The sequence below is a fragment of the Parabacteroides sp. CT06 genome, assembly GCF_002257605.1.
GTDB lineage: Bacteria > Bacteroidota > Bacteroidia > Bacteroidales > Tannerellaceae > Parabacteroides > Parabacteroides distasonis.
Genome location: NZ_CP022754.1, coordinates 3,995,751 through 4,020,830, shown reverse-complemented (window position 1 = coordinate 4,020,830; position 25,080 = coordinate 3,995,751). Strand labels below are relative to the sequence as shown.

Annotated in this window: 16 protein-coding genes and 2 pseudogenes; 16 read left to right on the top strand and 2 right to left on the bottom strand. The window is 41.9% G+C overall.

The genetic code is table 11. The features are described from left to right. Nucleotides 1-214 precede the first annotated feature (214 nt). From CI960_RS17830 to CI960_RS17755, 16 genes and pseudogenes are all read left to right on the top strand, one after another. Nucleotides 215-859: an HD domain-containing protein gene (locus CI960_RS17830; RefSeq protein WP_005854080.1), complete on the top strand. Its 645-nt coding sequence runs from the start codon at nucleotides 215-217 to the stop codon at nucleotides 857-859. A gap of 9 nt (nucleotides 860-868) precedes the next feature. After that, nucleotides 869-1,462 (top strand): RNA polymerase sigma factor, encoded by a 594-nt coding sequence (locus CI960_RS17825; protein WP_005854082.1) that lies wholly within the window; start codon nucleotides 869-871, stop codon nucleotides 1,460-1,462. Between the two features lie 35 nt (nucleotides 1,463-1,497). Next, a complete protein-coding gene (locus tag CI960_RS17820; RefSeq protein ID WP_005854084.1) occupies nucleotides 1,498-2,487 on the top strand; it encodes a FecR family protein in 990 nt (329 codons plus the stop codon). A gap of 213 nt (nucleotides 2,488-2,700) precedes the next feature. Beyond that, a complete protein-coding gene (locus CI960_RS17815; protein WP_005854086.1) occupies nucleotides 2,701-6,078 on the top strand; it encodes a TonB-dependent receptor in 3,378 nt (1,125 codons plus the stop codon). A gap of 4 nt (nucleotides 6,079-6,082) precedes the next feature. Beyond that, complete coding sequence (locus CI960_RS17810) at nucleotides 6,083-7,642, top strand: RagB/SusD family nutrient uptake outer membrane protein (protein ID WP_005854088.1); 1,560 nt, start codon at nucleotides 6,083-6,085, stop codon at nucleotides 7,640-7,642. A 23-nt stretch (nucleotides 7,643-7,665) separates the two neighbouring features. After that, complete coding sequence (locus CI960_RS17805) at nucleotides 7,666-9,072, top strand: sulfatase (protein ID WP_005854090.1); 1,407 nt, start codon at nucleotides 7,666-7,668, stop codon at nucleotides 9,070-9,072. A gap of 12 nt (nucleotides 9,073-9,084) precedes the next feature. After that, nucleotides 9,085-10,464: a sulfatase gene (locus tag CI960_RS17800; RefSeq protein WP_005854092.1), complete on the top strand. Its 1,380-nt coding sequence runs from the start codon at nucleotides 9,085-9,087 to the stop codon at nucleotides 10,462-10,464. Between the two features lie 24 nt (nucleotides 10,465-10,488). After that, complete coding sequence (locus CI960_RS17795) at nucleotides 10,489-11,847, top strand: sulfatase (RefSeq protein WP_005854094.1); 1,359 nt, start codon at nucleotides 10,489-10,491, stop codon at nucleotides 11,845-11,847. Between the two features lie 150 nt (nucleotides 11,848-11,997). After that, on the top strand, nucleotides 11,998-12,591 hold the full coding sequence (locus CI960_RS17790; protein ID WP_049762389.1) for an RNA polymerase sigma factor: 594 nt from the start codon (nucleotides 11,998-12,000) through the stop codon (nucleotides 12,589-12,591). Nucleotides 12,592-13,058: 467 nt separating this feature from the next. Then, the gene (locus CI960_RS17785; RefSeq protein WP_005854096.1) at nucleotides 13,059-14,138 is read left to right on the top strand and encodes a FecR family protein; all 1,080 of its coding nucleotides are present in this window, start codon (nucleotides 13,059-13,061) and stop codon (nucleotides 14,136-14,138) included. 150 nt (nucleotides 14,139-14,288) lie between these two features. After that, a pseudogene (locus tag CI960_RS17780) lies at nucleotides 14,289-16,769 on the top strand (SusC/RagA family TonB-linked outer membrane protein); the annotation flags it as partial. Nucleotides 16,770-16,899: 130 nt separating this feature from the next. Then, nucleotides 16,900-18,567: an ISL3 family transposase gene (locus CI960_RS17775; RefSeq protein WP_094582228.1), complete on the top strand. Its 1,668-nt coding sequence runs from the start codon at nucleotides 16,900-16,902 to the stop codon at nucleotides 18,565-18,567. Between the two features lie 29 nt (nucleotides 18,568-18,596). Next, nucleotides 18,597-19,511 (top strand): annotated as a pseudogene (locus tag CI960_RS17770) (SusC/RagA family TonB-linked outer membrane protein); the annotation flags it as partial. Between the two features lie 4 nt (nucleotides 19,512-19,515). After that, entirely contained in the window at nucleotides 19,516-21,075 is a 1,560-nt protein-coding gene (locus CI960_RS17765) for a RagB/SusD family nutrient uptake outer membrane protein (protein ID WP_005854100.1), read from the top strand. A gap of 39 nt (nucleotides 21,076-21,114) precedes the next feature. Further along, complete coding sequence (locus CI960_RS17760; RefSeq protein WP_005854102.1) at nucleotides 21,115-22,566, top strand: sulfatase-like hydrolase/transferase; 1,452 nt, start codon at nucleotides 21,115-21,117, stop codon at nucleotides 22,564-22,566. A 188-nt stretch (nucleotides 22,567-22,754) separates the two neighbouring features. After that, nucleotides 22,755-23,798: an SPOR domain-containing protein gene (locus tag CI960_RS17755; RefSeq protein WP_005854104.1), complete on the top strand. Its 1,044-nt coding sequence runs from the start codon at nucleotides 22,755-22,757 to the stop codon at nucleotides 23,796-23,798. A gap of 32 nt (nucleotides 23,799-23,830) precedes the next feature. Here the strand turns inward: CI960_RS17755 and CI960_RS17750 are convergent, their stop codons facing one another. Together CI960_RS17750 and CI960_RS17745 are read right to left on the bottom strand one after the other, a co-directional pair. Beyond that, nucleotides 23,831-24,031 carry an Arc family DNA-binding protein gene (locus CI960_RS17750; RefSeq protein ID WP_005854106.1) on the bottom strand — a complete coding sequence of 67 codons (201 nt, stop codon included), beginning with the start codon at nucleotides 24,029-24,031 and terminating at the stop codon, nucleotides 23,831-23,833. A 28-nt stretch (nucleotides 24,032-24,059) separates the two neighbouring features. Then, nucleotides 24,060-25,010 (bottom strand): SPFH domain-containing protein, encoded by a 951-nt coding sequence (locus CI960_RS17745; protein ID WP_005854108.1) that lies wholly within the window; start codon nucleotides 25,008-25,010, stop codon nucleotides 24,060-24,062. Nucleotides 25,011-25,080 lie beyond the last annotated feature (70 nt).

The window sequence follows — 25,080 nt, the reverse complement described above, 5'->3', positions numbered from 1 at the left end:
TTATTGCAAATATAATAATTATATCCATAATAAAGAAAGGAAACGGTATGTTTCACTTGCACGTGTGGGAGTCCGTATTAAATAATTTGATATAGAGTGATTTAATTCGATTATTTATATATCTTCGCATTGTAGAAACCGCCGTTTCGGAAACAGCGGTTTCGGAACTGTGTATTATTGCCATGCGTAAAGATTAATCTTTAGTATCGAAAGAATGGAAAAACAATCATTTATCGCTCTAGTAAAGCGTTATTATCCTTGGATCTGCAGTATGGAGAAGGCTGCTTTTCGTATACATGATGATGTGAATCAGAAATATGATCATGTGTTGCCTTATGGATTTCATCTGAAAATGACGGTATCGTATGTCTCTCGCTACGGATATCTGGTAGCTGAGACCGAGGCGGATATACTGATTTTGTATGCCTCTGCTTTTCTGCATGATACGATAGAAGATGCACGGATGACCTATAATGATGTCGTGAAATTCCTGAAAGAGTTCAAGGGGGGAGGCTTTGTCTTGCCAGAAGGCGTGAGACAGCACTTGGAAGACCAAGTTCCGGAAATCGTATACGCCTTAACGAATGAAAAAGGACGAAACCGGGGAGAACGGGCGAATGACCTGTATTATCAAGGAATACGGCAGACTAAATTCGCTTCTTTTATAAAAATGTGTGATCGGCTGGCGAATATCCAATATACGATGATGTTTGTTTTTGCGAACCGGATGTTGGATGTTTACCGTAAAGAGTATCCGGAATTTATCCGATCGATCAGTGAAGGTGCGGTTACACAGGTGCCGGATGCCATGAAGGAGGAAGCGGAACGTCTGTTAAATAGCGAATCGTATATTATATAGTCTCCTCGAATGTCTTTTTTTCAGAAATCCATACGGAGCGATGAAGATCTGCTCACCTCATTGAGGCAGGGGAGCGAGGATGCGTTTACTGTTATTTATGAGCGGTATCATAAATTATTGTATGTGTTGGCCTATAAATATTTGAAAAGTACATATTCTTCGGAAGATGCCGTACAGCAAGTTTTTCTGAAATTGTGGGAGGCACGTTCCCTACTGATGGTGAACGTGAATTTAAGGAACTATCTCTATACAATGCTAAAGAATCACGTATTAAATGAGATCCGGAATAATAATAGCGCCGTAGAGAAAAATTATGAGATCGTACAATCAGCGCCGGAATATGAGGATGAACTGCTTATAAAGATAGAGGAACAAGATATGATGTCTCATTTTTACCAAGCGATCGATCATTTGCCGGAGCAGAAACGCCAAGTCTGTCTGTATAAGCTGAAAGGGAATCTATCTAATCAAGAAATCGCCGATAAGATGAATATCTCGGTCCCCACGGTAAAAACACATTATGCGCAAGCGATAAAAATACTGCGGGCACATTTCGAGAGACTATTTTTATTTCTTTTATATTTGTGGAACTCATCCTATTGATGGCTTTGCGTGTCAATTGATAAAAGAAAATGAATATGAAAATACCCGATCTATCGATCATAGAGAAAACGCTAAATAATGAGGCTACTTCCGAGGAGTCTTGTGAGGTTGTTCGTTGGTTTAAGACCCCGGAAGGACAGGCATGGCTTGCTGAGCGTATCGATCAGGATGAGAAAACGATTCATATGGGGGAGGAAGAGGCATGGATCGACCATCCGATACCCTCAGCCGTAATGTATCAGAATATTATGCGGCAACTCCGCCGACAAAAAATACGCCGTTTTATAGCGTATGCGGCTGCGGTCTTTATACCGATCGCTTTAATTATAGGACTTTTCATACGCATAAACTCACAAGTGGATTTGTTGGCGGATGATGGCTATGACGAGGTGTACGTACCTAATGGGGAACGCATGCAAGTGCTTTTTCAAGATGGGAGTAAGGTCCATTTGAATTCGGGAAGCCGTATTCGTTATCCGAAAAAATTCGGTCTCTCCGAACGTAAGGTTTATTTGGAAGGAGAGGCTTGGTTCGAGGTCGCCAAGAACAAGAATCGGCCTTTTATCGTGGATCTTTCTTATATGGATATAAAAGTGTTGGGTACTACCTTTGATGTGAAAGCCTATCCGGAGGAAGAAGCTATATTCGTCGCTTTAGAGACAGGATCTATCGAGTTGAAATCAAGATCCTTCAAATCTTATCAATTACGCCCGGGAGAAAAAGCGGTTTATAACAAGGCTTCCGGACGTTGTGAGGTACTCCGTTCCCACGATGTCAAGATGTATTCGGCATGGAGACGTAATGTGCTCGTATTTAAGAGCGCCCCTTTATCGGACGTAATGAAAACATTGGCTCGAACTTATGATATATCCTTTGACGTGAAGGATTCTGCCGCTTTGCGATATACGTATACGATAACGACCGATAGCGTCAATTTGACCACGGTATTAAAAGAATTGGAAAAAATCACGCCTGTACTATTCGAGGAAAAAGGGGGCAAGATAGAAGTCCGGATGAAAAAATAAAAAAATTAGCTATAACGACTCATCCTTTTAGATTTGTCGTGTGTCTATTTGATAGGAGAGCAGGAAACAGAGTGTTAACCTTAAAATAGATATGCGTATGGATTCCTCATAAATAGATAACATAAGAACAGCCGAAAAGCTCCTACCCTTTTCGGCTGCCGATCGTATTAAAAATAAATTTCTAATACCAACTATTAAAATCAATACAAATATATGAAAGAAAAGCAAGAAAGCCCTCGGCGTAGGTGCCTTTTAATATTAATTGAGAAAATACCGAATGCCATGAAGTTAACCTTTCTATTTTTAGTCATATCCTTGCTGAGTTTCACGGCTACCGCCTCGGCTCAGCGGGTTTCTATTGTGCTGGACAATGCGAAAGTGGAGAAAGTTTTAGCTACCATCACCCACCAAACCGGGTTGAGTGTTGCGTATAGCAAACAAATCGTAGATTTGAATCGGAGAGTGAGCGTTAATTTTACGAATGCAGAATTGACAAATGTATTGGATAAAATAACGGAGGGCACGTCATTAAGTTATGAAGTTAAAAATGGAAAGATCTACTTATTTGAAAAACCTATAGCGAATGCGGTCACCCAGCAAGCCAAAAAAATAACGGGTGTTGTTGTCGATTCAAAAGGGGAACCTATCATTGGAGCGAATGTTGTGGAGAAAGGTACTCAAAATGGTACGATAACAGACTTTGATGGTAAATTTATTTTGGAGGTATCGGATAACGCGACACTTCAATTTTCTTATATCGGCTTTATGCCAACAACTGTCGCTATTGCGGGACAGACTTCATTGAATGTACGTTTAAAGGAGGATACACAGGCTTTGGAAGAGGTTGTGGTTGTTGGTTATGGAACCCAGAAGAAGGTGAATTTGACAGGTTCTGTTTCTTCAGTCAAATTTGATGAGGAATTGGCGAACCGTCCGATCACTGATGCTTCTCAAGCACTTTCCGGAAAGGTTTCCGGCGTGTGGATCAGCCAGAATTCGGGTAAGCCGGGAGATGATGGAGCGCAATTGAGAATTCGTGGCTGGGGTACATTGAATAATTCGGACCCGTTGGTGATTATTGACGGAGTAGAAGGGGTATTCAGCCAAGTAAATCCGAGTGACATCGAAAGTATCACAGTCTTGAAGGATGCGGCTAGTGCGGCTATTTACGGATCAAAGGCCGCTAACGGTGTCGTTTTGGTTACGACGAAGATGGGAAAGAATAATGAGAAAACCCAAGTAGAGTTGAACTCTTACGTCGGAATGCAGCAGATCGGACGTCATTTTGATTTAGTGACGAATAGCGCCGAGCATATGACTATGGCGAATCAAGCTTTGGTGAATGGGGGAGAGAACCCTCTTTTCTCGGAAACATTGATCTCTAATTTCGCTAATGGAACAGATACTTATAAATACCCGAATACGGATTGGTATGACTCTCTTTATCGGAATGCTTTAATAACAGGGCATAATTTATCCATTCGCGGTGGATCGGAGAAACTATCTTCCTTCTTGTCTTTGAACTATTTGAGTCAGGAAGGTATTTTGATGAACTCTAAGGCGGAGCGGTTCGGTATCCGGGCAAATGTGGAGTATAAAGTGAATTCATGGTTGAGAGTTGGCGCTCGTTTGAATTATACTCGTAGGAATTCCCAAGAGCCTTTTGATTTGTTCCGTGTATTCGAACAGCAACAAGGTGCGGCTCCTTTCATCGCTCCATATACCCGGGATGGCCGTTTCGGTTCGGTAGAAGCGATTAAGGATGATGGTACTTTATTGTATACGACTTATCAGCCGGTTATAGACGCTTCGAACGGGGCGACTAAAACATCCAAGGATTATATGGCTGTAAATGCTTTCGCTACCGTAGATTTTACGAAAGACTTGAACTTACAAGTAACATGGGCCTCTAATGGCAATTGGAAAATGGTTGATAAATATAATGAGACCCTTTATGGATATACGGATTCTGGCATAGAGACGATACCGAAAAATTACAATCGTGATGGTATTGTGTTGAGTAGAGAGCAAGTATCGACTATGCGTAATAATTTCCAAGCGACATTAAACTATAGCAAGCGATTTGCGGATAAGCATTATGTTGCCGCTATCCTTGGTACCCAATTGGAGAATTACAGTATAAAGAACGTATTTGCCCGAAGAACCAACCCACCCAAAGAAGGATTAACCCAAGTGGATGCGGGAACGGAAGGTATCAAGGGAGAGGGAAATTTTGAAGGTCTACGCATGGCATCTTATTTTGGTCGATTGAATTATGCCTTTGCGGATAAATATTTATTTGAGATGAATCTCCGTGCCGATGCCTCCTCTCGTTTTAAACGGGGAAATCGCTGGGGTGTTTTTCCGGGCTTCTCTGCAGGATGGCGTTTGAGTGAAGAGGCGTTTATTAAGAACCTGAATCTGTTTTCTAATTTGAAACTACGTGCGTCGTGGGGACAATTAGGCAATCAAACCATTGAAGGATATTGGCCTTATTTAACAGTGATCTCCCAAAATTATGACTTGAGTTATAATTATGGAGGCTCATTGGCTCCGGGTGCTGCCGTAACCGCTTTGGTGGATGAGGATATTACTTGGGAAACTACCTCTTCCTTGGATATTGGCGTGGATTTGGGCTTCTTAGGTAATAAGTTGAATATAGAAGCTGATTACTTCAATAAAAAAACAACCGATATTATCGTTCAATTGCCAATACCAAACGTATTAGGGGATAAGACCGCACCGTTTGAGAATGTGGGCGAGATGAAAAATAATGGTTTTGAGTTAGTCGTGAATTATGATAATCTTGAGACGAGCAGAGATCGCCTTGGATTTAACGTAGGACTAAACTTTACGTATATCGATAATAAAGTAACGAAATTTCAAGGTGGAAACTCTCCGGACCAGCTTTATTTGATTCGTGAGGGATATCCGTATAAGGCTTTGTATGGCTATAAAGCGGTTGGCATCTATCAATCGGACGAAGAAGCCGCTCAACATATGCATAGCAATGGGCTTAAGCCGGAAATGGGAAATCTGAAATACGAGGATGTTAATAATGATGGAAAATTAGACTATCAAGATAAACAAGTACTTGGTAATACGATTCCTAAAATTACGTATGGACTTACTGCCGGCTTACGCTATAAAGGGTTTGACTTAAATATCTTATTCCAAGGTTTGGGACAGGCGAATGCGTTTACGAAGAGCGGCATGACCCGTATGCAATACGAATGGCTGACTATTTCTGATAAATGGCGGGATGCGTGGAGCCCAGAGAATCCGGACTCAAATATACCGATGCTTCGGTTTGACTCTTCATGGGACACGTATGACTCCTCATTTTGGGTACATCGTATCGATTTCTTGAAATTGAAGAACTTACAATTAGGTTATGCGTTCCCTGAATGGATTACCTCAAAGCTAAAAATGCAACGGTTGTATGTATATGCGAATGCCCAGAACCTGTTTACGATTATGTGGAAAAAAGGGTATGAAGGATATGATCCGGAAAGAAATACGTTTGATTCGGGTACCAATTATTACCCGACTCCGAGAATATTTACATTTGGTATAAATCTTAATTTCTAAAAGTATGAAACAGTTATTAGCATATTGCTTATCAATTATACTATGTGTCTCTTTCACGGGATGTATGGAGAATTATTTGGATTTGTATCCTGAGGATAAGATTACTTCGGCGAGTTTCCCGGAAAATGAATCGGATATCAAACTCCTTTTAAATGGTGTCTATGCTCAATTGAGGGAAAAAGAGGTTTATAATCAAGGCTTGTTTGGCTTTGGCATAACGGATGGAGCTACCCCTAACGCATTTAACTGGGGAACGGATGAGGTTTTTAATAAGTTGGGTGCCGGGCGATTGAGCTCTAGTGACGGAGGAGTCGTAACGTATCGTTGGAAAAGATGTTATGAGATAATCTCCCGGGCAAACTATTTGTTGGCCTGTATGGATTTAGTGGATTTATCGGAAGAAGCGAAAGCCAAATATTCAGGTGAGACTCATTTTCTACGGGGACTGGCTTATTCCGTGCTAGCGGAAACCTATGGTGGGGTACCTATTATATTGACGAACATTTCCACGGAAGAAGCTCGTAGCTTGAAGCGGGCGAGTTTGGAGGAGACTTGGCAACAGGCGTTGGATGATTATGAGGTTGCGATCACCAATTTGGGAGTGGATGCTCCCGAGCCGGGGCGTGCTACCAAGGGGGCGGCTTTAGGTATGAAAATGCGAGCCTACTTATACCAAGGTAAATACAAGGAGGTTCTGGCTTGTGTCGAGCAAATTGATGCGTTGAAGAAATATGGTCTATTCCATAGTTATGAGGGCTTGTTTGATCCGGCTAATGAGAACAATAAGGAAGTATTGTTTGATATCCAATATATTGAAGGCGAGAATTCGCAAGGTTCCTATATTGACCAGTATTGCGGAACGGGTACCGGAAGTTGGACCCGTGGAAGCCGTTATGTCCCTACGGATGATTTGGTAGCGGCTTATGAGACGATCGACGGCTCTCCTGTAGATCCCGAGAATCCTTATGAGAACCGGGATCCTCGTTTAGGTTTCACGGCTGTACTTCCGGGTTCTTATTTCTTGGGCTATCGTTTCCCTAATTACCTGTATCCGGGAGGTGCGTTTAATCATGCCGGTAATCGGTTGAAACATTTAAGTACCCGTAAATATCGGATTCAGGATGAGTCAAAGCTTCCTCCTTCCGGGCAGTCTTATATCAATGATATCATACTGAGATATGCGGATGTCTTATTGTCAAAAGCGGAGGCGATTATTGAGACGAATGGAAATGTGGCGGATGCGATCGCTATCCTTAACCGGATCCGTACGGAAAGGGATGACGTTAAGATCTCTTTGCTGCCGACATCTATGAGTCGTGAGGAGGCTCGTGAGAAAGTGAGACATGAGAGACGGATTGAGTTAGCATTAGAAGGACGTTATTGGTCAGATGTAAAACGTTGGAAAATCGGTAAGGAACTTTACCCTATGATTATTAAGGATCATGAGGGTAGCGTGATCGAGACGAAGTTCCCAAATGGCTATTTGGAATATTACGATTTATTACCGATTCCTGATAGCGAGCGCTCTTTGAATCCGAATTTGGATCAGAACCCGGGTTGGTAATGTTCAACTAAAAGAAGGATGAAATGAAATTTATATCTAAACTAATATCTGTATTAGCTTTTTCCGGAGCGGCCGTGGCTACTCAAGCGGCGGAAAGGCCAAATGTGATAATCGTATTTATCGATGATTTCGGATATGGGGATTTAGGTTGTTACGGGAGTACGAAGCATCGTACTCCCCATATCGACCAGATGGCTAAAGAGGGAATACGACTGACCGATTTTTATGTGGGTTCGAGCGTGAGCACACCTTCCAGATCGGCTTTATTGACAGGGTGTTATCCAAGGCGAGTCTCCATGCATGTAAATGCGGACCCTACACCTTTGATGTCCAAAGGGAGGCAAGTGCTATTTCCAGCTTCGCATAAAGGCTTGAATCCCGGTGAGATAACGATCGCCGAGTTGATGAAGGAGCAGGGGTATGCGACGGCTTGTATCGGGAAATGGCATCTAGGGGATCAATTGCCATTTCTTCCTACCCGGCAGGGTTTCGACTATTATTATGGTATTCCTTATAGTAACGATATGGATCGTCCGTATTGTCCGTTACCCTTGATGGAACAGGAGGAGGTAATAGTGGCTCCAGTCGGTCATGATTCCTTGACGATTCGTTATACCAATAAGACTGTGGAGTTTATAAAGTCTCATAAGGAATCTCCGTTCTTTATTTACTTGTGCCATAATATGACTCATAATCCGTTAGCGGCTTCTCCCGCTTTCAAGGGAAAGTCTCAGAACGGACTCTATGGAGATGCGACCGAGGAATTGGATTGGTCGATGGGAGTCTTGCTTGAGACTTTAAAGGAGGAAGGATTGGATCAAAATACCTTGGTTATCTTTACTTCCGATAATGGTGCGGATGAACACTTCGGCGGTACGAACCGTCCGTTGAGAGGCCAAAAGGGTACGACGTATGAAGGTGGGTTCAGGGTGCCTTGTATAATGAGATGGCCCGCTAAAATACCGGCGGGACAGGAGACTGATAATCTGGTGACTTCGATGGATTTCTTACCGACATTGGCGCATTATTGCGGTTATGCGGTTCCTTCCGACCGGGTGATAGATGGGCATAATGTGTCTGGAATCTTGGAGGGAGAATCGATGGCATCGCCCACGGAGACTTTCTATTATTACCAGAAACAACAATTACAAGCGGTACGTTGGGGAAACTGGAAGTATCATTTACCTTTGAAGGAACGTATCAAAGGCCCTCACTTCCCGGATACGGAAGTCGGTGAAGCTCGTTTATATAATTTGGCGAATGATTTGTCGGAAACAACCAATGTCATCGATAAACATCCCGAAGTAGTAACGAAGATGAATCAATGGATCGAACAGGTTCGTAGTGATATGGGAGATTGGGGATGTGAAGGCCGGAACCAGCGTCCTGCCGGTATCATAGATGAACCTTTTCCCCGTTTACTTAAATAAAAAGATACGTATATGAAAACACTGAAATCATTGTCTGTTTTAACAGCGGCGGTATTATCGAACAGCTTGAGCTTGAACGCTGCCTCGGATGCGGCCAATAAGCCTAATTTTGTAATCATATTCTGTGACGATATGGGATATGGGGATTTGAGTTGCTATGGGAATCCCACGATCCGCACACCGAATATAGACCGTATGGCTTGTGAAGGAATGAAGCTGACCCAGTTTTATGTGGGGGCCGGAGTTTCTACGCCAAGTCGGGCCGCGTTAATGACCGGACGTTTGCCGGTTCGAAATGGATTATATGGAGATCGGGTAGCCGTACTTTTCCCTAACTCAAAGGCTGGGTTAGGACAAGATGAGGTCACGATCGCCAAGGTTTTACAACAAAGTGGGTATGCGACCGGCTGTGTAGGCAAATGGCATTTAGGAGCGTTCTCTCCCTATTTACCGACGGATCATGGTTTTGATACCTATTTCGGCATACCTTATTCCAATGATATGAGCCCCGTTCAGAATAAAGGCGCGCATGCCCGGAATTTTCCTCCGACTCCATTGATAGTGGATGGTAAGCAAATCGAATCGGAACCGGATCAGGGAGAATTAACCCGTCGCTATACGGAGAAAGCGGTATCGTTCATCAAGGATCATTCAAAGGAACCTTTCTTCCTTTATTTCGCTCATACCTTCCCGCATATCCCATTGTATACGAATGCCCGTTTTGCGGGAACGAGCAAACGAGGCCTGTACGGAGATGTGGTTGAGGAAATAGACTGGAGCGTTGGGGAGGTGTTGAAGGCTCTGCGTGAAAATGGCTTGGACGAGAATACGTTTGTTATTTTTACCAGCGATAACGGCCCTTGGCTGACGGAGCATGAGAATGGTGGTTCCGCAGGTCCGTTGAAGGATGGCAAGGGTACTTGGTGGGAAGGTGGCTTCCGGGTACCGGCCATTTGTTGGATGCCGGGAAAAATCAATCCGGCGATCAACGATGAGATTATGACCTCGATGGATTTATATCCGACTTTCCTCTCGATGGCGGGTATCGAGCAACCGAAAGATCTTGTATTGGATGGCGTGAATCAAACCGGATTATTGTTTGAGGAAAAGCATTCCGCCCGTGATGAGGTTTATTATTGGTGGGGAAGCGAGTTGATGGCGATCCGTAAAGGGGAGTGGAAGTATTATTTTAAGACGATCAAGGACCAATATCTGCGAACCTGTAAGATCGAGACTCCGGCAGAACCCTTGTTGTATAACGTGGAGACAGATATCTCGGAGAGGTTCAATCAGGCGGAGAAGCATCCGGAGATCGTGAAATTACTGATCGAGGCCGGTGAGAAACATAAGAAAGGAATGAAGATCAAACCTCCCGTATGTGATATGATGTAATGGGAAATTAAAAACAACAGATAGATGAATAAATATATACTGACAGCGGCTTGCGGATTGGCTTTTTCCGCAGCTTCCGCACAAACAAAGGCTTTGCCGGATAGCCCGAATATCCTGCTGATTTTGGTGGATGATTTGGGATATGGTGATTTGTCCTGTCAAGGAGCCGCCAAGGACATTCAAACTCCACATATCGATAAATTATTAAATGAAGGAGTTCGTTTCACGAATTTCCATGCGAACTGTCCGGTCTCCTCTCCTAGTAGAGCTTCCTTATTAACCGGTCGTTATCCGGATATGGTAGGCGTACCGGGAGTCATTCGTACGCATAAAGAGGATAGCTGGGGGTATCTGTCGGAGGATGCCGTATTATTACCCCAGATGTTGAAGAAAAGAGGCTATCATAATGCGATGGTTGGAAAATGGAATCTAGGATTGGAGTCTCCGAATACCCCTACGGAAAGGGGCTTCGATTTCTACCGGGGATTTTTAGGGGATATGATGGATGATTATTATACCCATCGTCGTTTCGGAAATAATTATATGCGTGAGAACTTGAAAGAGATCGATCCACAAGGACATGCTACAGAGATTTTCTCTGATTGGGCGATCCGTTACCTGTCGGATATGAAGCAAAAGCAAGAGCCTTTCTTCTTGTATCTAGCTTATAATGCCCCACATACCCCGATACAACCTCCTCAGGAATGGCTGGAAAAGGTGAAAAAGCGTGAACCGTCACTTCCTGAGAAGCGTGCTAAGATTGTCGCCTTGATTGAGCATTTGGATTATAACGTCGGACGTGTGTATGAGGCCTTGGAACAGAATGGCCAGTTGGAGAATACGATCATTATATTTACCTCTGATAATGGAGGGCAGGACGATGCGGGTGCGAATAACGGCCCGTTCAGAGGCGCAAAGCAGGATATGTATGAGGGAGGGATCCGGGTAGCCGGAGGTATTTATTGGAAGAACCAGATCCGTCCGGCGGTACGTGATAATTTCGTCATGCTTTCGGATATGTTCCCGACCTTATGCGATCTGACAGCCGTGCCTGTATCGCATGAGATCGACGGTATCAGTATCTTGCCTCTTTTACGGGGTGAGGAACAAGATACCGGAGATCGAATGGTGCATTGGGTACGAAGGGAAGGTAATTCCCGATATGGTGGTAAAGCCTATTACGCATCTCGCTATAAAGATTATAAGATCTTACAAAACACACCTTGGGAACCTATCCAATTCTTCAATCTGAAAGAAGACCCTAAAGAGCAAAACCCGATCGCAGAGCGTTCTTCCGCTGCCTATAAAAACTTGTTCAATGGCTTGATGGAGCATATCCGCCAGACGGGTATGATCCCTTGGCAAAGTAAGCGATATAAGTAACCTTTTCGTATTATTTCAATGAACACGTGTATAATGTATTTTGCGTTATACACGTGTTTTTCTATAAAATCTCTTCTAGCTAATCTGAAAATCGAATGTTTTTGTGTATGTTTGCGTCAAATCTGCGGGAGTTATTTCTACATGATCTATATGAAAATATCCGATGAGGGGCTTTGGGAACTGTGTCTGAAGGGAGATATGAGAGCTTTCCGTGAGCTGTATTGCCGATTTTACGCCTTATTGCGCAATTATGGTATCAAGCTACTTCCTGACAAGAGCTTGGTGGAAGATTGCGTACAGGATATTTTTATCAAATTGATTCAAAACCACGAGACTTTATCTCCAACTGTAAATGTCAAAGGTTACTTACTCAAGACTTTAAGGCATAAGTTGTATGATACGATCGAGAAAAACAGGAAGATGGAGGACATCTCTCTTTATGAGGATACTTTCCAAACAGATGAATTATTTTCTCGTATCTCACTGGATACGACGGAAGCGGACGAACGGGTTAAACTCTTAATGAAGGCTTTGACAAAACTTTCCCCCCACCAGAGAGAGATTATTTATCTTTATTATGTAAATGGATTGGGACACGATGAGATTGCGGAGATCTTAGGTATAAATTATCAATCGAGTAAAAATTTATTATCCAGAACGCTTAGTAAGTTAAGAAGGTGGTTTTCCCTGGACGCTTTAATAATGGGGGGCATCCATTATGTTTTATTCCCTATGCTTACATAAGCGAAAATATCTACCATATCTACAACTATGTCTTATATGCCCTATAAATAAGTATATTACATGGTGGTTGTAGATATAAAAATATCTACAATTATCACTCTTGACCTACCATGTTTTAAGGTGAATGGCAAGAAAGCAATTTATCACTTAGGCTTGTGAGTAGGGAATGGAGTCTTTAAGAGTTGTTTCCCTTAGGGAAAACAAAAGTTTCGTACTGAAGAAACTTTTGTTTTACTATAGGTAAACTAAGGTTTAGTGTACGGAAAACTTTTGTTTGATACTAAGAAAAACTGTAAATATCATATTATTAGTGATTTATGTATATTGGAAGGATACCGGGTGTCGATATATAGCGAGTGTGGAAGATCGTGCTTTTCAAAACACAAGAATATGAAAAATTGTGTTTTTTTCCGCAAAAGTGAGTACCAAAATCAAATTGATCCGTAATAAGAATAAAAATGTAACCTGTGAATAAGAAACGAGACATATTTGAAAAAGATTTATTCCGGCAAGCTGGAGAGGATTTATGGCGTAAAGTCCGAGAAGTGGAACAATTGGATTCCAAGTTCGCTTTATCCTCATGGCAGAAGGTCGAGGAACGTTTGAAAGCTCCCCGTAAAACCTTTGTTTTACGCATACGCTATCTAGCTTCTTCTGTGGCGGCGGCGGTCGTGTTACTCCTTGCCATAGGATGTTATTTCTGGATGGTGGGGGATGATAAATCCTCCTTGCCATTGGCTTTGTTGGAAGAAAAGAGCATAGACTCTTTGCCGGACGATGAGATTGTGCTGGTGGAAAATGGAAGCTGGGTACAGCTTAAAAATGGGGCTACAATTACGCATGATAATATAGGTAAACCAAGTGTAAAAGACTCTCAGATAAAGAAGAAAGTATTAGCTACTAAGACTGGAAATTTGAATCAAATCATAGTACCGAAGGGCAAGCGGGCAAATATTATATTTTCAGATGGTACCCAGATATATGTAAATGCCGATACCCGTGTGATTTATCCGGCCGTGTTTGCTAAAGATAAACGAGAGATCTTAGTTACGGGAGAAGCCTATTTGGATGTTACCCCAGATTCTTCCCGCCCTTTTATCGTAAAGACAAATGCGTTTAATGTAAAGGTACTCGGTACCCAATTTAATGTTTGCGTCTATGGAGATGAGCCGAAGGCTTCCGTTGTATTAGTCGAAGGCCGGGTGGAGGTAGAGAATGATAAGCATGTTAAAGAGGTGCTAGCTCCTAACCAGATGATAGAGTTGGGAAATAAAGGGGTATCTATTAAGGAAGTGGATGTGTTTGAGTATATCTGTTGGAAAGATAATCTGATGCAAGTGAACGATCGTAAGGTTGGGGATGTCTTAAATAAATTAGCCCGATACTATGGGCGTACGATTGTGTTTGATAAAGAGATCGCGGAAATACCTCTTTCCGGTAAACTTGATTTGCGAGGAAGTTTGGAAGATGTTGTTGAGATTATTTGTCAATCTCTATTCTTGCGACAAGAGACGGATAAAGAGAATAATATAATCATATTAAAATAGATTGCCTATGTAACAGAACTATTTGGTGAAAAGACTTTGTGTTAAAAAGAAAAATTGACAAAAAGAACCGGAAGATACCGTCATATCCACCGGTTCAAAGACTTCGTTTAATCAATTAATTATGTATTAAAGAAAAAACATTACAAATGTATGAAAAAAAAAGATGATTTCTGTAGAGAATCGAATCATTTTCTCAAAAGTGTTTGTTTAGCCTTATGCTTGATCAGTTCTGGAGGCTCTGCGGTGTACGCCGCTACCTTGCAGACGGAACAAACCACGTTGACAGTCCGTATGAATAATTGTACCATAAAGGATGTATTTGACCACATTGAGAAAAATAGTGAGTTTGTTTTTGTTTATCATGGCGCTAATATCGACTTGCATCGCAGGGTAAATTTGGACGTACGGGATAAGTCCGTTGAGGTTATATTGGAAAGGTTATTTAAAGGAACGGATGTTGAATATATTATCAACAACCGACAAATTATCGTACGAAGGAACGAGAAAAAAGAAAACTCGTCCCTTTCTATTCAGCAAGCTAAAAAAATCACGGTCACTGGTATTGTGAAAGATACTCATGGGGAACCTCTCATTGGTGTAAATGTACTGGTGAAGGGGGGTAGAACGGGTACGATTACGGATATGGACGGACATTTTTTATTAAATGAGGTAAGTCCGAATGCGATGGTCTCTATTTCTTATATAGGGTATAAGACAGAAGAAATAGCCTTGAATAATCGTTCTAGCCTAACGATTACACTGACAGAGGATAGTGAACAACTGGATGAGGTTGTCGTTGTTGGCTATGGTACTCAGAAGAAAGTGAATTTGACAGGATCTGTTTCTTCCGTGAAGTTTGATGAGGAATTGGCAAACCGGCCTATAACGGATGCCTCACAAGCCCTTTCTGGTAAAGTGTCGGGTGTATGGATCAGTCAAAATTCGGGAAAGCCGGGGGATGATGGCGCTCAGTTAAGAATCCGGGGTTGGGGTACGCTGAATAACTCGGATCCGTTGGTAATTATTGATGGAGTAGAAGGCGTTTTTAGTCAGATCAATCCAAGCGATATTGAGAGTATCACCGTGTTGAAGGATGCGGCTAGCGCAGCTATCTATGGATCGAAAGCAGCGAATGGAGTCGTTTTGGTAACGACGAAGATGGGTAAAAATAATGAGAAGACGCATGTGGAATTGAACTCATATGTAGGTGTACAACAGTTGGGGCGGAGATTTGATCTGGTGACAAATAGTGCGGAGTTAATGACCATGGCAAACCAAGCCTTGGCTAATGGTGGCGAGAGTCCTTTATATCCCGAGTCCTTGATCTCTGATTTCAAGAATGGCACGGATCCTTATAAATACCCGAATACGGATTGGTACGAACACGTTTATCGGAATGCTCTAATTACAGGCCATAATTTATCAATTCGAGGTGGTTCGGAAAAATTATCTTCTTTTTTGTCCTTAAATTATTTGAAGCAAGAGGGTATTATTACGAATACAGATGCGGAGAGATTCGGTATGCGGGCTAATCTGGAATATAAGGTTAATTCGTGGTTGAAAGTTGGCGCTCGTTTAAATTATATACGCCGGAATTCTCAAGAACCGTTTGATTTATCGCGTGTATTCTTTATACAATCGGGAGCAGCCCCTTTTATCGCTCCTTATACGAGAGATGGACGTTTTGGTTCGGTTGAGGCGATTGCGCAGGATGGAACTTTATTGTATGATAACAGGAACCCGTTAATTGATGCTTCCAATGGCGCTACCAAAACGACTTTGGATTATATGTCGTTAAATGCGTTCGCTACTGTTGACTTTACGAAGGACTTGAATTTGCAAGTCACTTGGGCCTCTAATGGCAATTGGAAAATGGTCGATAAATATAATGAGACCCTTTATGGATACACGGATTCCGGTATAGAGACAATGACTATAAATTATAACCGGGATGGCTTGGAGATGAGTAGAGAGCAAATATCTACTATGCGTAATAACTTTCATGCGACCTTGAACTATAGCAAGAAGTTTGTGGAAAAACATTCGGTCGCGGGAATCTTGGGTGCTCAATTAGAAAATTATAATATTAAGAACGTATATGCACGTAGGACGGATCCAGCTAAAGACGGATTAACCCAAGTGGATGCGGGAACGAATGGCATTCAGGGCAAGGGTAATATGCAAGGATTACGTATGGCTTCTTACTTCGGTCGTCTAAATTATGCTTTCGCTGATAAATATTTATTCGAGATGAATCTTCGTGCGGATGCCTCCTCCCGTTTCAAACGAGGTAATCGATGGGGTGTTTTTCCCGGTTTCTCAGCTGGTTGGCGGTTGAGTGAGGAAAGCTTCATTAAGAATGTGAATATTTTTTCTAACATGAAATTGCGAGCTTCTTGGGGACAATTGGGTAACCAGATGATCGAGGGGTATTGGCCTTATTTAACTGTTATCAATCAGAATTATAATTTAAGTTATAATTATGGAGGTTCCTTGGCTCCGGGTGCGGCTGTAACAGCCTTGGTTGATGAGGATATTACTTGGGAAACAACTTCTTCTCTAGATATTGGTCTGGATCTGGGCTTCTTAAACAATAAATTAAGCATTGAAGCGGACTATTTCAATAAAAAGGGTTCTTCGTCAAATTTGGTGGTAATCTCTTTTTTATTTCAACTGTCTTCTTCTTTCTTAATCCTATTAAAAGTTGTAGATATGTTTGCTTTTTAGTAACTTTAAAGACACCACATCATTAAGAGTTACAATGCAACAAGTCATATCTACAACGTACAAATATACATCAAAAAAAGAAAATGCTCCTACAAATAGGGGATTATTCCATGATTTCAGATTCAGTCTTGGCTACGATAATCTGCAACAAGATGGTATCTCTGAAGCTGTTGGCTCATTGACGGTCTTTCTACATACGGCTGGCAAAGGGGCTTCCTGTCCTTATTGCGGACATTTCAGTCACCGATTGCACAGTTACTACTCCCGTCATATTGAGGATCTTGAAGTTTACGGTCATACTTTGGAGTTAGTCATCAAGGTTGGCAAATATTATTGTGACAATGTTTCTTGTCCACAAAAAATATTCTGCGAACCGTTGTCTTTTCTGGCTCGTCGGTATGGTAGACGGAGCTATCTTGTTGAGGAACGCATCAGATCGATAAGTTTGGAACTTACTTCCCGAAAGGCCTCTTCTCTTTTGCAACTGTTCCATATAACAGCCAGTAGTTCTTCCTGCTTACGCATCCTACAACAGTGCGGACAACACAATCCTATGCATAATAAAAGTATTTATGTAGGTATTGATGATTTTGCCTATAAAAAAGGTAAGGATTATATGAGTGTGGTCGTAGACCAGATGACACACATACCTATTGCTTTGTTAGAGGATAGAAACGGAGAAGCACTTGATAACTGGCTCATCCGGAATCCTCAAATACAATATATAACGAGAGACCGTGGAAGATGTTTCACAGAGGCTATAAACAGAATAATTCCTGGTGTTACACAAATCTGCGACCGATTCCATCTAATCAAGAATATGACGGACACGATGATACCGGAAATAGAGAAAATAATCCGTCAGACCAAGAAAAAGCTCAAATACGAATATCCTGACAGAGACACGGCTTCTTCGTTAATTCTTCAGGACATATTTAACATGGGAGATGTCCGACACAGAGAAAAATTGAAGATATACAGGGAAAGCTTGAACTTAAAAATGCAGGGGATGACCATTGAGCAGACAGCCGCACATTTGGGTAAGAAAAGTCGCTACATTTATAAGATTATTCACAACAGAAGAATAGGGGCATACTTGAATGAGCAACAGAAGACAGCTCTTAAATATGTATCCGAACTGGCTACAATCATTAGTGCGGGCTGTATTACTCGAAAAATATTGGCACAAAAAATGGGGAGTAAAATCAGTGGCGCACTTATTGGAAGGATAACATCCAGCTTGCGAAAAAGGTATCAACAAAAGAGGAAGGAAGTCAAGGAGCATAATGAGAGCATTGAAAACAGAAGTAAAATACAGAGAGTTTCACAGAATCAGATACGCAAATACATTCTAAAGGGAGAATCGGATAATCCTAAACTAGCGGAACTGTATAAGTCCTCACCGCAGATTAAAGAACTTTTAAGCGTGTGTCAGAATTTCAGAGATATGATTAATGGGAACACTTATGATAAGGATATTAGAAAGTGGATTGAAAAAGCGAAGGCAACACGGAATATGGCACTGACGAACTTTGCATATGGTATTGAAAAAGACTGGGAGGCAGTACAGGCAGCTATTGATATCCCCTTCAGTAACGGATTACTGGAGGGGACAGTGAATAAAATTAAAGCGGTAAAAAGACAGATGTACAATAGGGCAGGAGTTAAACTACTGAGAGCGAAGATTATTTATTCACAATAGAAGAAGTACCACCAAATTTGACGAAGAACCATAAAAAGACTACCGATATTATTGTTCAATTACCAATCTCCAATATCTTAGGTGATAAGACAGCGCCTTTCGAGAATGTTGGGGAGATGAAAAATAACGGTTTTGAATTGGTTGCGAATTATGATAATTTGGAAGCCAGTAGGGATCGATTGGGATTTAATGTAGGATTTAATTTTACTTACATAAATAATGAAGTAACAAAGTTCCAAGGTGGTAATTCTCCGGATCAACTGTATTTGATCCGTGAGGGATATCCTTACAAAGCGTTGTATGGTTATAAAGCGATTGGCATTTACCAATCGGATGAAGAAGCGGTAGAGCATATGCATAATAATGGCTATAAGCCTGCCATGGGTAATTTGAAGTATGAGGATGTAAATAATGATGGAAAATTGGACTATCAAGATAAGCAAGTATTAGGAAATACGATTCCGAAGATCACTTATGGTATTTCTGCAGGGCTGCGTTATAAGGGATTTGATCTGAGCCTCTTGTTTCAGGGTTTAGGAAAGGCGAATGTCTTTACTCAAAATGAAATGACTCGCTTAGGATATGAGTATATGCGAATCGCGGGCTTTTGGAGAGACGCATGGACACCGGAGAATTCAGGTTCTAGTATCCCTATGCTTCGATATGACTCTACTTGGGATCGATACGACTCCTCATTTTGGGTACATCGGATTGACTTCTTGAAATTGAAGAACTTACAATTGGGTTATGCATTTCCGGAAAGGATTACGTCAAAGTTGAAAATGCAACGGCTTTATGTATACGCTAATGCTCAGAATTTATTTACGGTTATGTGGAAAAAAGGCTATGAGGGATACGATCCGGAAAGAAATACGTTTGATGCGGGAGGTTCTCCGTATCCGACACCGAGAATATTCACATTGGGTTTAAATCTTAATTTCTAAAGCTATGAAACGTTTAATAATATATTGTTTGTCGTTTTTGTTATTGATCTCTTTTGGTGGTTGTATGGAGAATTATCTGGATTTGTATCCGGAGGATAAAATCACGGCCGCTAACTTTCCGGAAAAAGAATCGGATATTAAGTTACTGTTAGATGGAACGTATGCTTGTCTAAGGGAGACCGCTGTCATAGATCAAGGTTTGTTTGGGTTTGGAATGACAGATTGTGCGACTCCCAATGCATATAATTGGGGAACTGTCGAGGTTTTCAATAAATTGGGAGCCGGACGTTTGAGCTCTAGTGATGGCGGTGTCGTTACTTTTCGTTGGAAAAGATGTTATGAAATGATCTCTAGGGCTAATTATTTATTGGCTTGTTTAGAAAAAATAGAATTAGCGGGGGAGGCGAAAAAGTTGTATGTTGGCGAGGCTCATTTCTTGAGGGGATTGGCTTATTCGGTACTTGCGGAAACTTATGGGGGTGTTCCTGTCGTACTTTCAGAAATCTCAACATCGGAGGCTCGTAACCTAAAGCGTTCCAGTCGAGAAGATACATGGCAACAGGCGTTGGATGATTATGATGTCGCCATCGCTAATTTAGGTGCGGATGCTCCGGAGAAAGGACGTGCTACGAAAGGCGCTGCCTTGGGTATGAAAATGCGTGCGTATTTATATCAAGGTAAGTATAAGGCGGTTTTGGAATGTGTAGATCAGATTGATGCTCTGAAGAAATATGGCTTGTTTCATAGTTATGCGACATTGTTCGATCCGGCTAATGAAGGAAATAAGGAGGTTCTATTTGATATCCAATATATAGAGGGTGAAAATTCACAGGGTACTTTTCTGGATCAATACTGCGGAACGGGAACCGGTAGTTGGACACGTGGTAGTCGCTATGTTCCTACAGATGATTTGGTGGCGGCTTATGAGACCGTGGATGGGAGCCCTATTGATCCGGAAAATCCTTATGAGAACCGTGATCCTCGTTTAGCGTTCACGGTTGTGCTTCCGGGCTCTTATATTTTAGGACATCGTTTCCCTAGTTATTTGTATCCGGGGGGAGCTTTTAATCATGCGGGTAATCGATTGAAACATTTGAGTACTCGTAAGTACCGGATTCAGAACGAGGCGGATTTACCTCCCGCCGGCCAGTCTTATATCAACGATATTATCTTGCGATATGCGGATGTGCTATTGTCGAAAGCGGAAGCGATTATTGAATCTGGTGGAAATGTTTCGGAGGCGATCGCTATATTAAACCGGATCCGTACGGAACGAGATGACGTGAAAATTTCCCCATTGCCTTTGTCCTTATCTCGGGATGAGGCCCGTGAGAAACTAAGGCATGAAAGAAGAATAGAATTGGCGTTGGAAGGTCGTTATTGGTCGGATGTGAAGCGTTGGAAAATAGGAAAGGAGCTTTATCCGATGATTATAAAGGATCATGAAGGAAGCGTGATTGAGACAAAATTCCCGAACGGCTATTTGGAATACTATGATTTATTACCTATTCCTGATAGTGAGCGCTCTTTGAATCCAAATTTAGAGCAAAATCCGGGTTGGTGATTTAGAGAATATATTTATTAGAATTTAGATTCATATAAAATGAATTATAAAGAGATCTTTGTTGCGGTTAATAGTGCCGCATTGATGTTGTCAACCGTAAGTTGTGGCGCAAAAGAGGAAGCTGTTCCTAAGCCGAATATCATAATTTTATTAGCGGATGATTTGGGATATAATGATGTCTCTTGTTATCGAAATGAGAATTTTCCGCAGCAGTCGGATAGCTTTCCTACTTCCCAAACTCCGAATTTGGACTTATTGGCCCGGCAAGGTATTCGCTTTACGAATTTTTATTGTGGTGCGGCTGTTAGCTCTCCATCTCGTGCGGCTCTAATGACCGGTCGGAATTGTACTCGTACAGGGGTTTATAATTATCTGGAGCAAAACTCACCGATGCATTTGAGAGATAGTGAGGTTACTATAGCAGAAGTACTGAAACAAGCAGATTATGCGACGGGGCATTTTGGAAAGTGGCATTTAAGTTCGGGACGTCCGGATCAACCTTATCCCAATGATCAAGGTTTTGATTATAGTTTTTATGCCTTGAATAATTCAGTCCCGTCTCATCATAATCCCACGAACTTTTTCCGGAATGGAGAACCGCAAGGTGAGATCGAAGGTTATTCCTGTGATATTGTGGTAACGGAAGCACTCCAATGGCTAGACAAGAATAAACAGGAACCTTTCTTCTTAAATGTTTGGTTCAATGAGCCTCATTTTCCAATGGCGGCCCCGGAGGAGTTGAAGAAAAGGCATGCTATTAATCCTGAGTATTATGGGTGTATCGAAAATATGGATATAGCGATTGGTAAATTAATGAATTATCTAAAAGAACAGAATCTGGAAGATAATACGATTGTCATATTTGCTTCTGATAATGGTTCTCAGTGGGATTATTCTAATTTGCCATTTCGGGGAGAGAAACATTTTAATTATGAGGGAGGATTGCGAGTTCCATGTATTGTTAGATGGAATAAACATGTACCAACCGGTGTGATTAGTGAGTTTAACGGTTGTTTCACGGATATATTACCAACGTTAGCGTCTTTAGCGGATGCTCCGGTTCCTACAGATCGTGTTATTGATGGTATGGATATTTCTCCGGTGTTTTTGGGGAAAGCTGAAACGTTGGAAAGAGAAAACCCTTTGTTCTTTTTCCGGTATATTCATGATCCTATTTGTATGATACGTGAAGGCGACTGGTGTCTACTGGGATACGATGAGCCTCTACCATGGGCTTTTAGTTTGGATGAATTAGCGCTTGGTAAAGTGAAGCCTTGGTATTTGACAAAAGAACATATGGAGTTCGCCAAGAAGGTGTTTCCAAAATATTTTGAGTTATATAATTTGAGAGATGATCGTGAGGAACGAATAGATGTGGCAGATAAACATCCTGAAATTGTAGCGAGACTGAAATCAAAGATGTTGAAACTTAAGCAGGAAGTTGTAGCTGAAGGTGGAGATTGGTTTGCGGAAGACGTGGATGAAAGATGACAAAGTTGCTTGCGTGTCAAATGATATGAGAAAATAAGTCCTAATAACTTGTTTAAAATTCATAGTTATGATTTTCTTGAGACATAGTTATGTTTTGAGTATTTCATAACTATGTTTTTCCGGGTCATTTCAAAGGAAAAAAGTGCTCTTTTTTTGTTATTTCTATAAAGATATTTACCTTTGTCTCTATGTTAAGGATAATAACACATATTGAACGCTTATTGCTGACGCATGATTGTGTGATCTTGCCGAAGTTTGGTGGTTTCGTGCTGCAAATCTTGCCGGCGACGTATGAGGAAGAGGAATATTCATTCCGGCCGATGCGTAAAGAGGTTATGTTCAATGTAACGCTACAGCATACAGACGGCTTGCTTTCCGAGTCGTATATGCAGACGTATGGCGTTGATTACCGGAAAGCTCAATTGATGCTGGAAGAGGATATCGAGGCTTTGAATGTTTCTTTGGAACAAGACAAGCGGATAACATTGGGGCGAATCGGGACTTTCTCTATAGGAGAGGAAGGGCAGACCATTTTTACGCCGGGCGATTCTGGGGTATTTAATGCGGATTCGTATGGTTTATCATCGTTTCATTTTCCGGTTTTGCGATCGTTGGAGGAAGAGCGGGAAGAGGTTGCCTTACTTACGGGTAAGAAAAAGAAAGATGTGTTCTATATCCCGGTTAGTCGTAAGTTGATCCGGGTTGTTGCGGCGTCAGCTGCTGCTGTCGCATTATTCTTTGTGGTTTCGACTCCGGTGAAAGAAGTAAACCTGTCCGCTTATACAGCTAGTTTTGTTCCTACGGAGATGATAAATTATAGGTTTGAGGAACCGATTTCTCAGCTGGAGGAAATTCAAGTATCCCAAGAGGACGAGATGGTAGCGGAGGTAACTCCCAAAATAGAAGCGACTAAGGAGACAGAGATTGCCAAAGCGGCTTCTGCTCCTGAGGTAAAGAAAGAGCTTGTTGCTCCCGCTCCGAAAGTGAAATCCGTGGCACCGAAGAAGATGTATCATATCGTGATAGCGAGTTTCCCGACAGAGGAGCAGGCGAATGAGTATATATCCGGTGTAGACCGTGCGCAATGTAAAAATGTAAGCAAGGTGGTTCGTGATGGTAAATATCGTATTTATGCGGATAAGTTTAATAACCGGGCGGATGCCGAGAGCTACATGGCGACACTTCGAAAAATAGAAAAGTATAAAGATGCTTGGCTGTTCATTAGCCGTTAATAAAAAAGCCTGATCGAAAGATCAGGCTTTTTTTATGACTTGTCGTCGTTTTGTGGCCGGGGCAGTCTTTTCTTCTTCAACCGTCCTGCCTTTCGTAAGGCTTGGTCCAGAATGTACTGGATTTGGCCATTGGTGCTGCGAAATTCGTCCGCAGCCCAAGCTTCGATAGCTTCCATCATATCAGCGTCCACCCGCAGGATGAAGCTTTTGACAGTATTATCTTTTTTGGCCATATACTAGTATTAATATTAAATTCTTACATTAATGATGTAGAGTCCCGGTATTTACGACAGGTTGCGCTGCCTCGTCAGCACAAAGGACAACCAACAGATTACTGACCATTGCGGCCTTTCGTTCCTCATCCAGTTCCACAACATTGTCTTTATCCAGTTTGTTCAAGGCGAGTTGAACCATGCTAACCGCTCCTTCCACGATCCGTTCTCTGGCGGCGATAATTGCTTCCGCTTGCTGGCGGCGTAACATGACTCCGGCGATCTCGGAAGCATACGCTAAGTAATTGATACGGGCTTCCAATACCTCAATACCTGCTATCGCCAGACGGCTGTTTAATTCCTCCTCCAGCTTTTGAGCGACCTCCCCGTCATCGGACCGTAAGGTCACGGGATCTTTGCTCTCGTTATAATCATAGGCATACATGCCAGCGATCTTACGGATGGCGGCATCACTTTGTATCTGCACGAAATTCTCATAATTCTGCATTCGTTGGGATAATTCAGAGGATTCTCCCATTGATATGAATGATTTATTCGAAGAGATACTAATAGACGAAGAATCGATGTCGAACATCGCTCTATAAGTATCCTTGACTTTCCATACCATCACGGCCCCGATCATAACCGGATTGCCGACCTTATCGTTTACCTTGATAGGAGGGACATCTAAATTACGGGCACGTAACGTGATTTTCTTTTTGCTGTAAAGCGGGTTGACCCAGAAAAATCCATTATCAGTAATTGTCCCTTTATATTTTCCGAAAAAGAGCATTACTCGGGCATTATTGGGCTCGATTTCCATGAGTCCCAATAAACAAACCGCTAACAGGCAGAGTCCGACGATGCCGGTGATTACGCTCCAAGTCTCATTTATGCCTGCGATTAAATAGCTGCTAAGACCCGATAGAGCCAGTATGAGAAAAAGGGCAAGAAACCCAGAGATTCTCAGTCCGTTGAATGTCTTTTCAGTTGCTTTCATGATGATTTATATTTGATATTAATTTGATATCACAAAATAAGTGATTTTTATGGAGACTGCCAAATCTTTT

Excerpts from the sequence above, each read along its gene's own strand:
- CI960_RS17830 (WP_005854080.1), top strand. The coding sequence starts at position 215 with ATGGAAAAACAATCATTTATCGCTCTAGTAAAGCGTTATTATCCTTGG.
- CI960_RS17825 (WP_005854082.1), top strand. The coding sequence starts at position 869 with ATGTCTTTTTTTCAGAAATCCATACGGAGCGATGAAGATCTGCTCACC.
- CI960_RS17820 (WP_005854084.1), top strand. The coding sequence starts at position 1,498 with ATGAAAATACCCGATCTATCGATCATAGAGAAAACGCTAAATAATGAG.
- CI960_RS17815 (WP_005854086.1), top strand. The coding sequence starts at position 2,701 with ATGAAAGAAAAGCAAGAAAGCCCTCGGCGTAGGTGCCTTTTAATATTA.
- CI960_RS17810 (WP_005854088.1), top strand. The coding sequence starts at position 6,083 with ATGAAACAGTTATTAGCATATTGCTTATCAATTATACTATGTGTCTCT.
- CI960_RS17805 (WP_005854090.1), top strand. The coding sequence starts at position 7,666 with ATGAAATTTATATCTAAACTAATATCTGTATTAGCTTTTTCCGGAGCG.
- CI960_RS17800 (WP_005854092.1), top strand. The coding sequence starts at position 9,085 with ATGAAAACACTGAAATCATTGTCTGTTTTAACAGCGGCGGTATTATCG.
- CI960_RS17795 (WP_005854094.1), top strand. The coding sequence starts at position 10,489 with ATGAATAAATATATACTGACAGCGGCTTGCGGATTGGCTTTTTCCGCA.
- CI960_RS17790 (WP_049762389.1), top strand. The coding sequence starts at position 11,998 with ATGAAAATATCCGATGAGGGGCTTTGGGAACTGTGTCTGAAGGGAGAT.
- CI960_RS17775 (WP_094582228.1), top strand. The coding sequence starts at position 16,900 with ATGCAACAAGTCATATCTACAACGTACAAATATACATCAAAAAAAGAA.
- CI960_RS17765 (WP_005854100.1), top strand. The coding sequence starts at position 19,516 with ATGAAACGTTTAATAATATATTGTTTGTCGTTTTTGTTATTGATCTCT.
- CI960_RS17760 (WP_005854102.1), top strand. The coding sequence starts at position 21,115 with ATGAATTATAAAGAGATCTTTGTTGCGGTTAATAGTGCCGCATTGATG.
- CI960_RS17755 (WP_005854104.1), top strand. The coding sequence starts at position 22,755 with ATGTTAAGGATAATAACACATATTGAACGCTTATTGCTGACGCATGAT.
- CI960_RS17750 (WP_005854106.1), bottom strand. The coding sequence starts at position 24,031 with ATGGCCAAAAAAGATAATACTGTCAAAAGCTTCATCCTGCGGGTGGAC.
- CI960_RS17745 (WP_005854108.1), bottom strand. The coding sequence starts at position 25,010 with ATGAAAGCAACTGAAAAGACATTCAACGGACTGAGAATCTCTGGGTTT.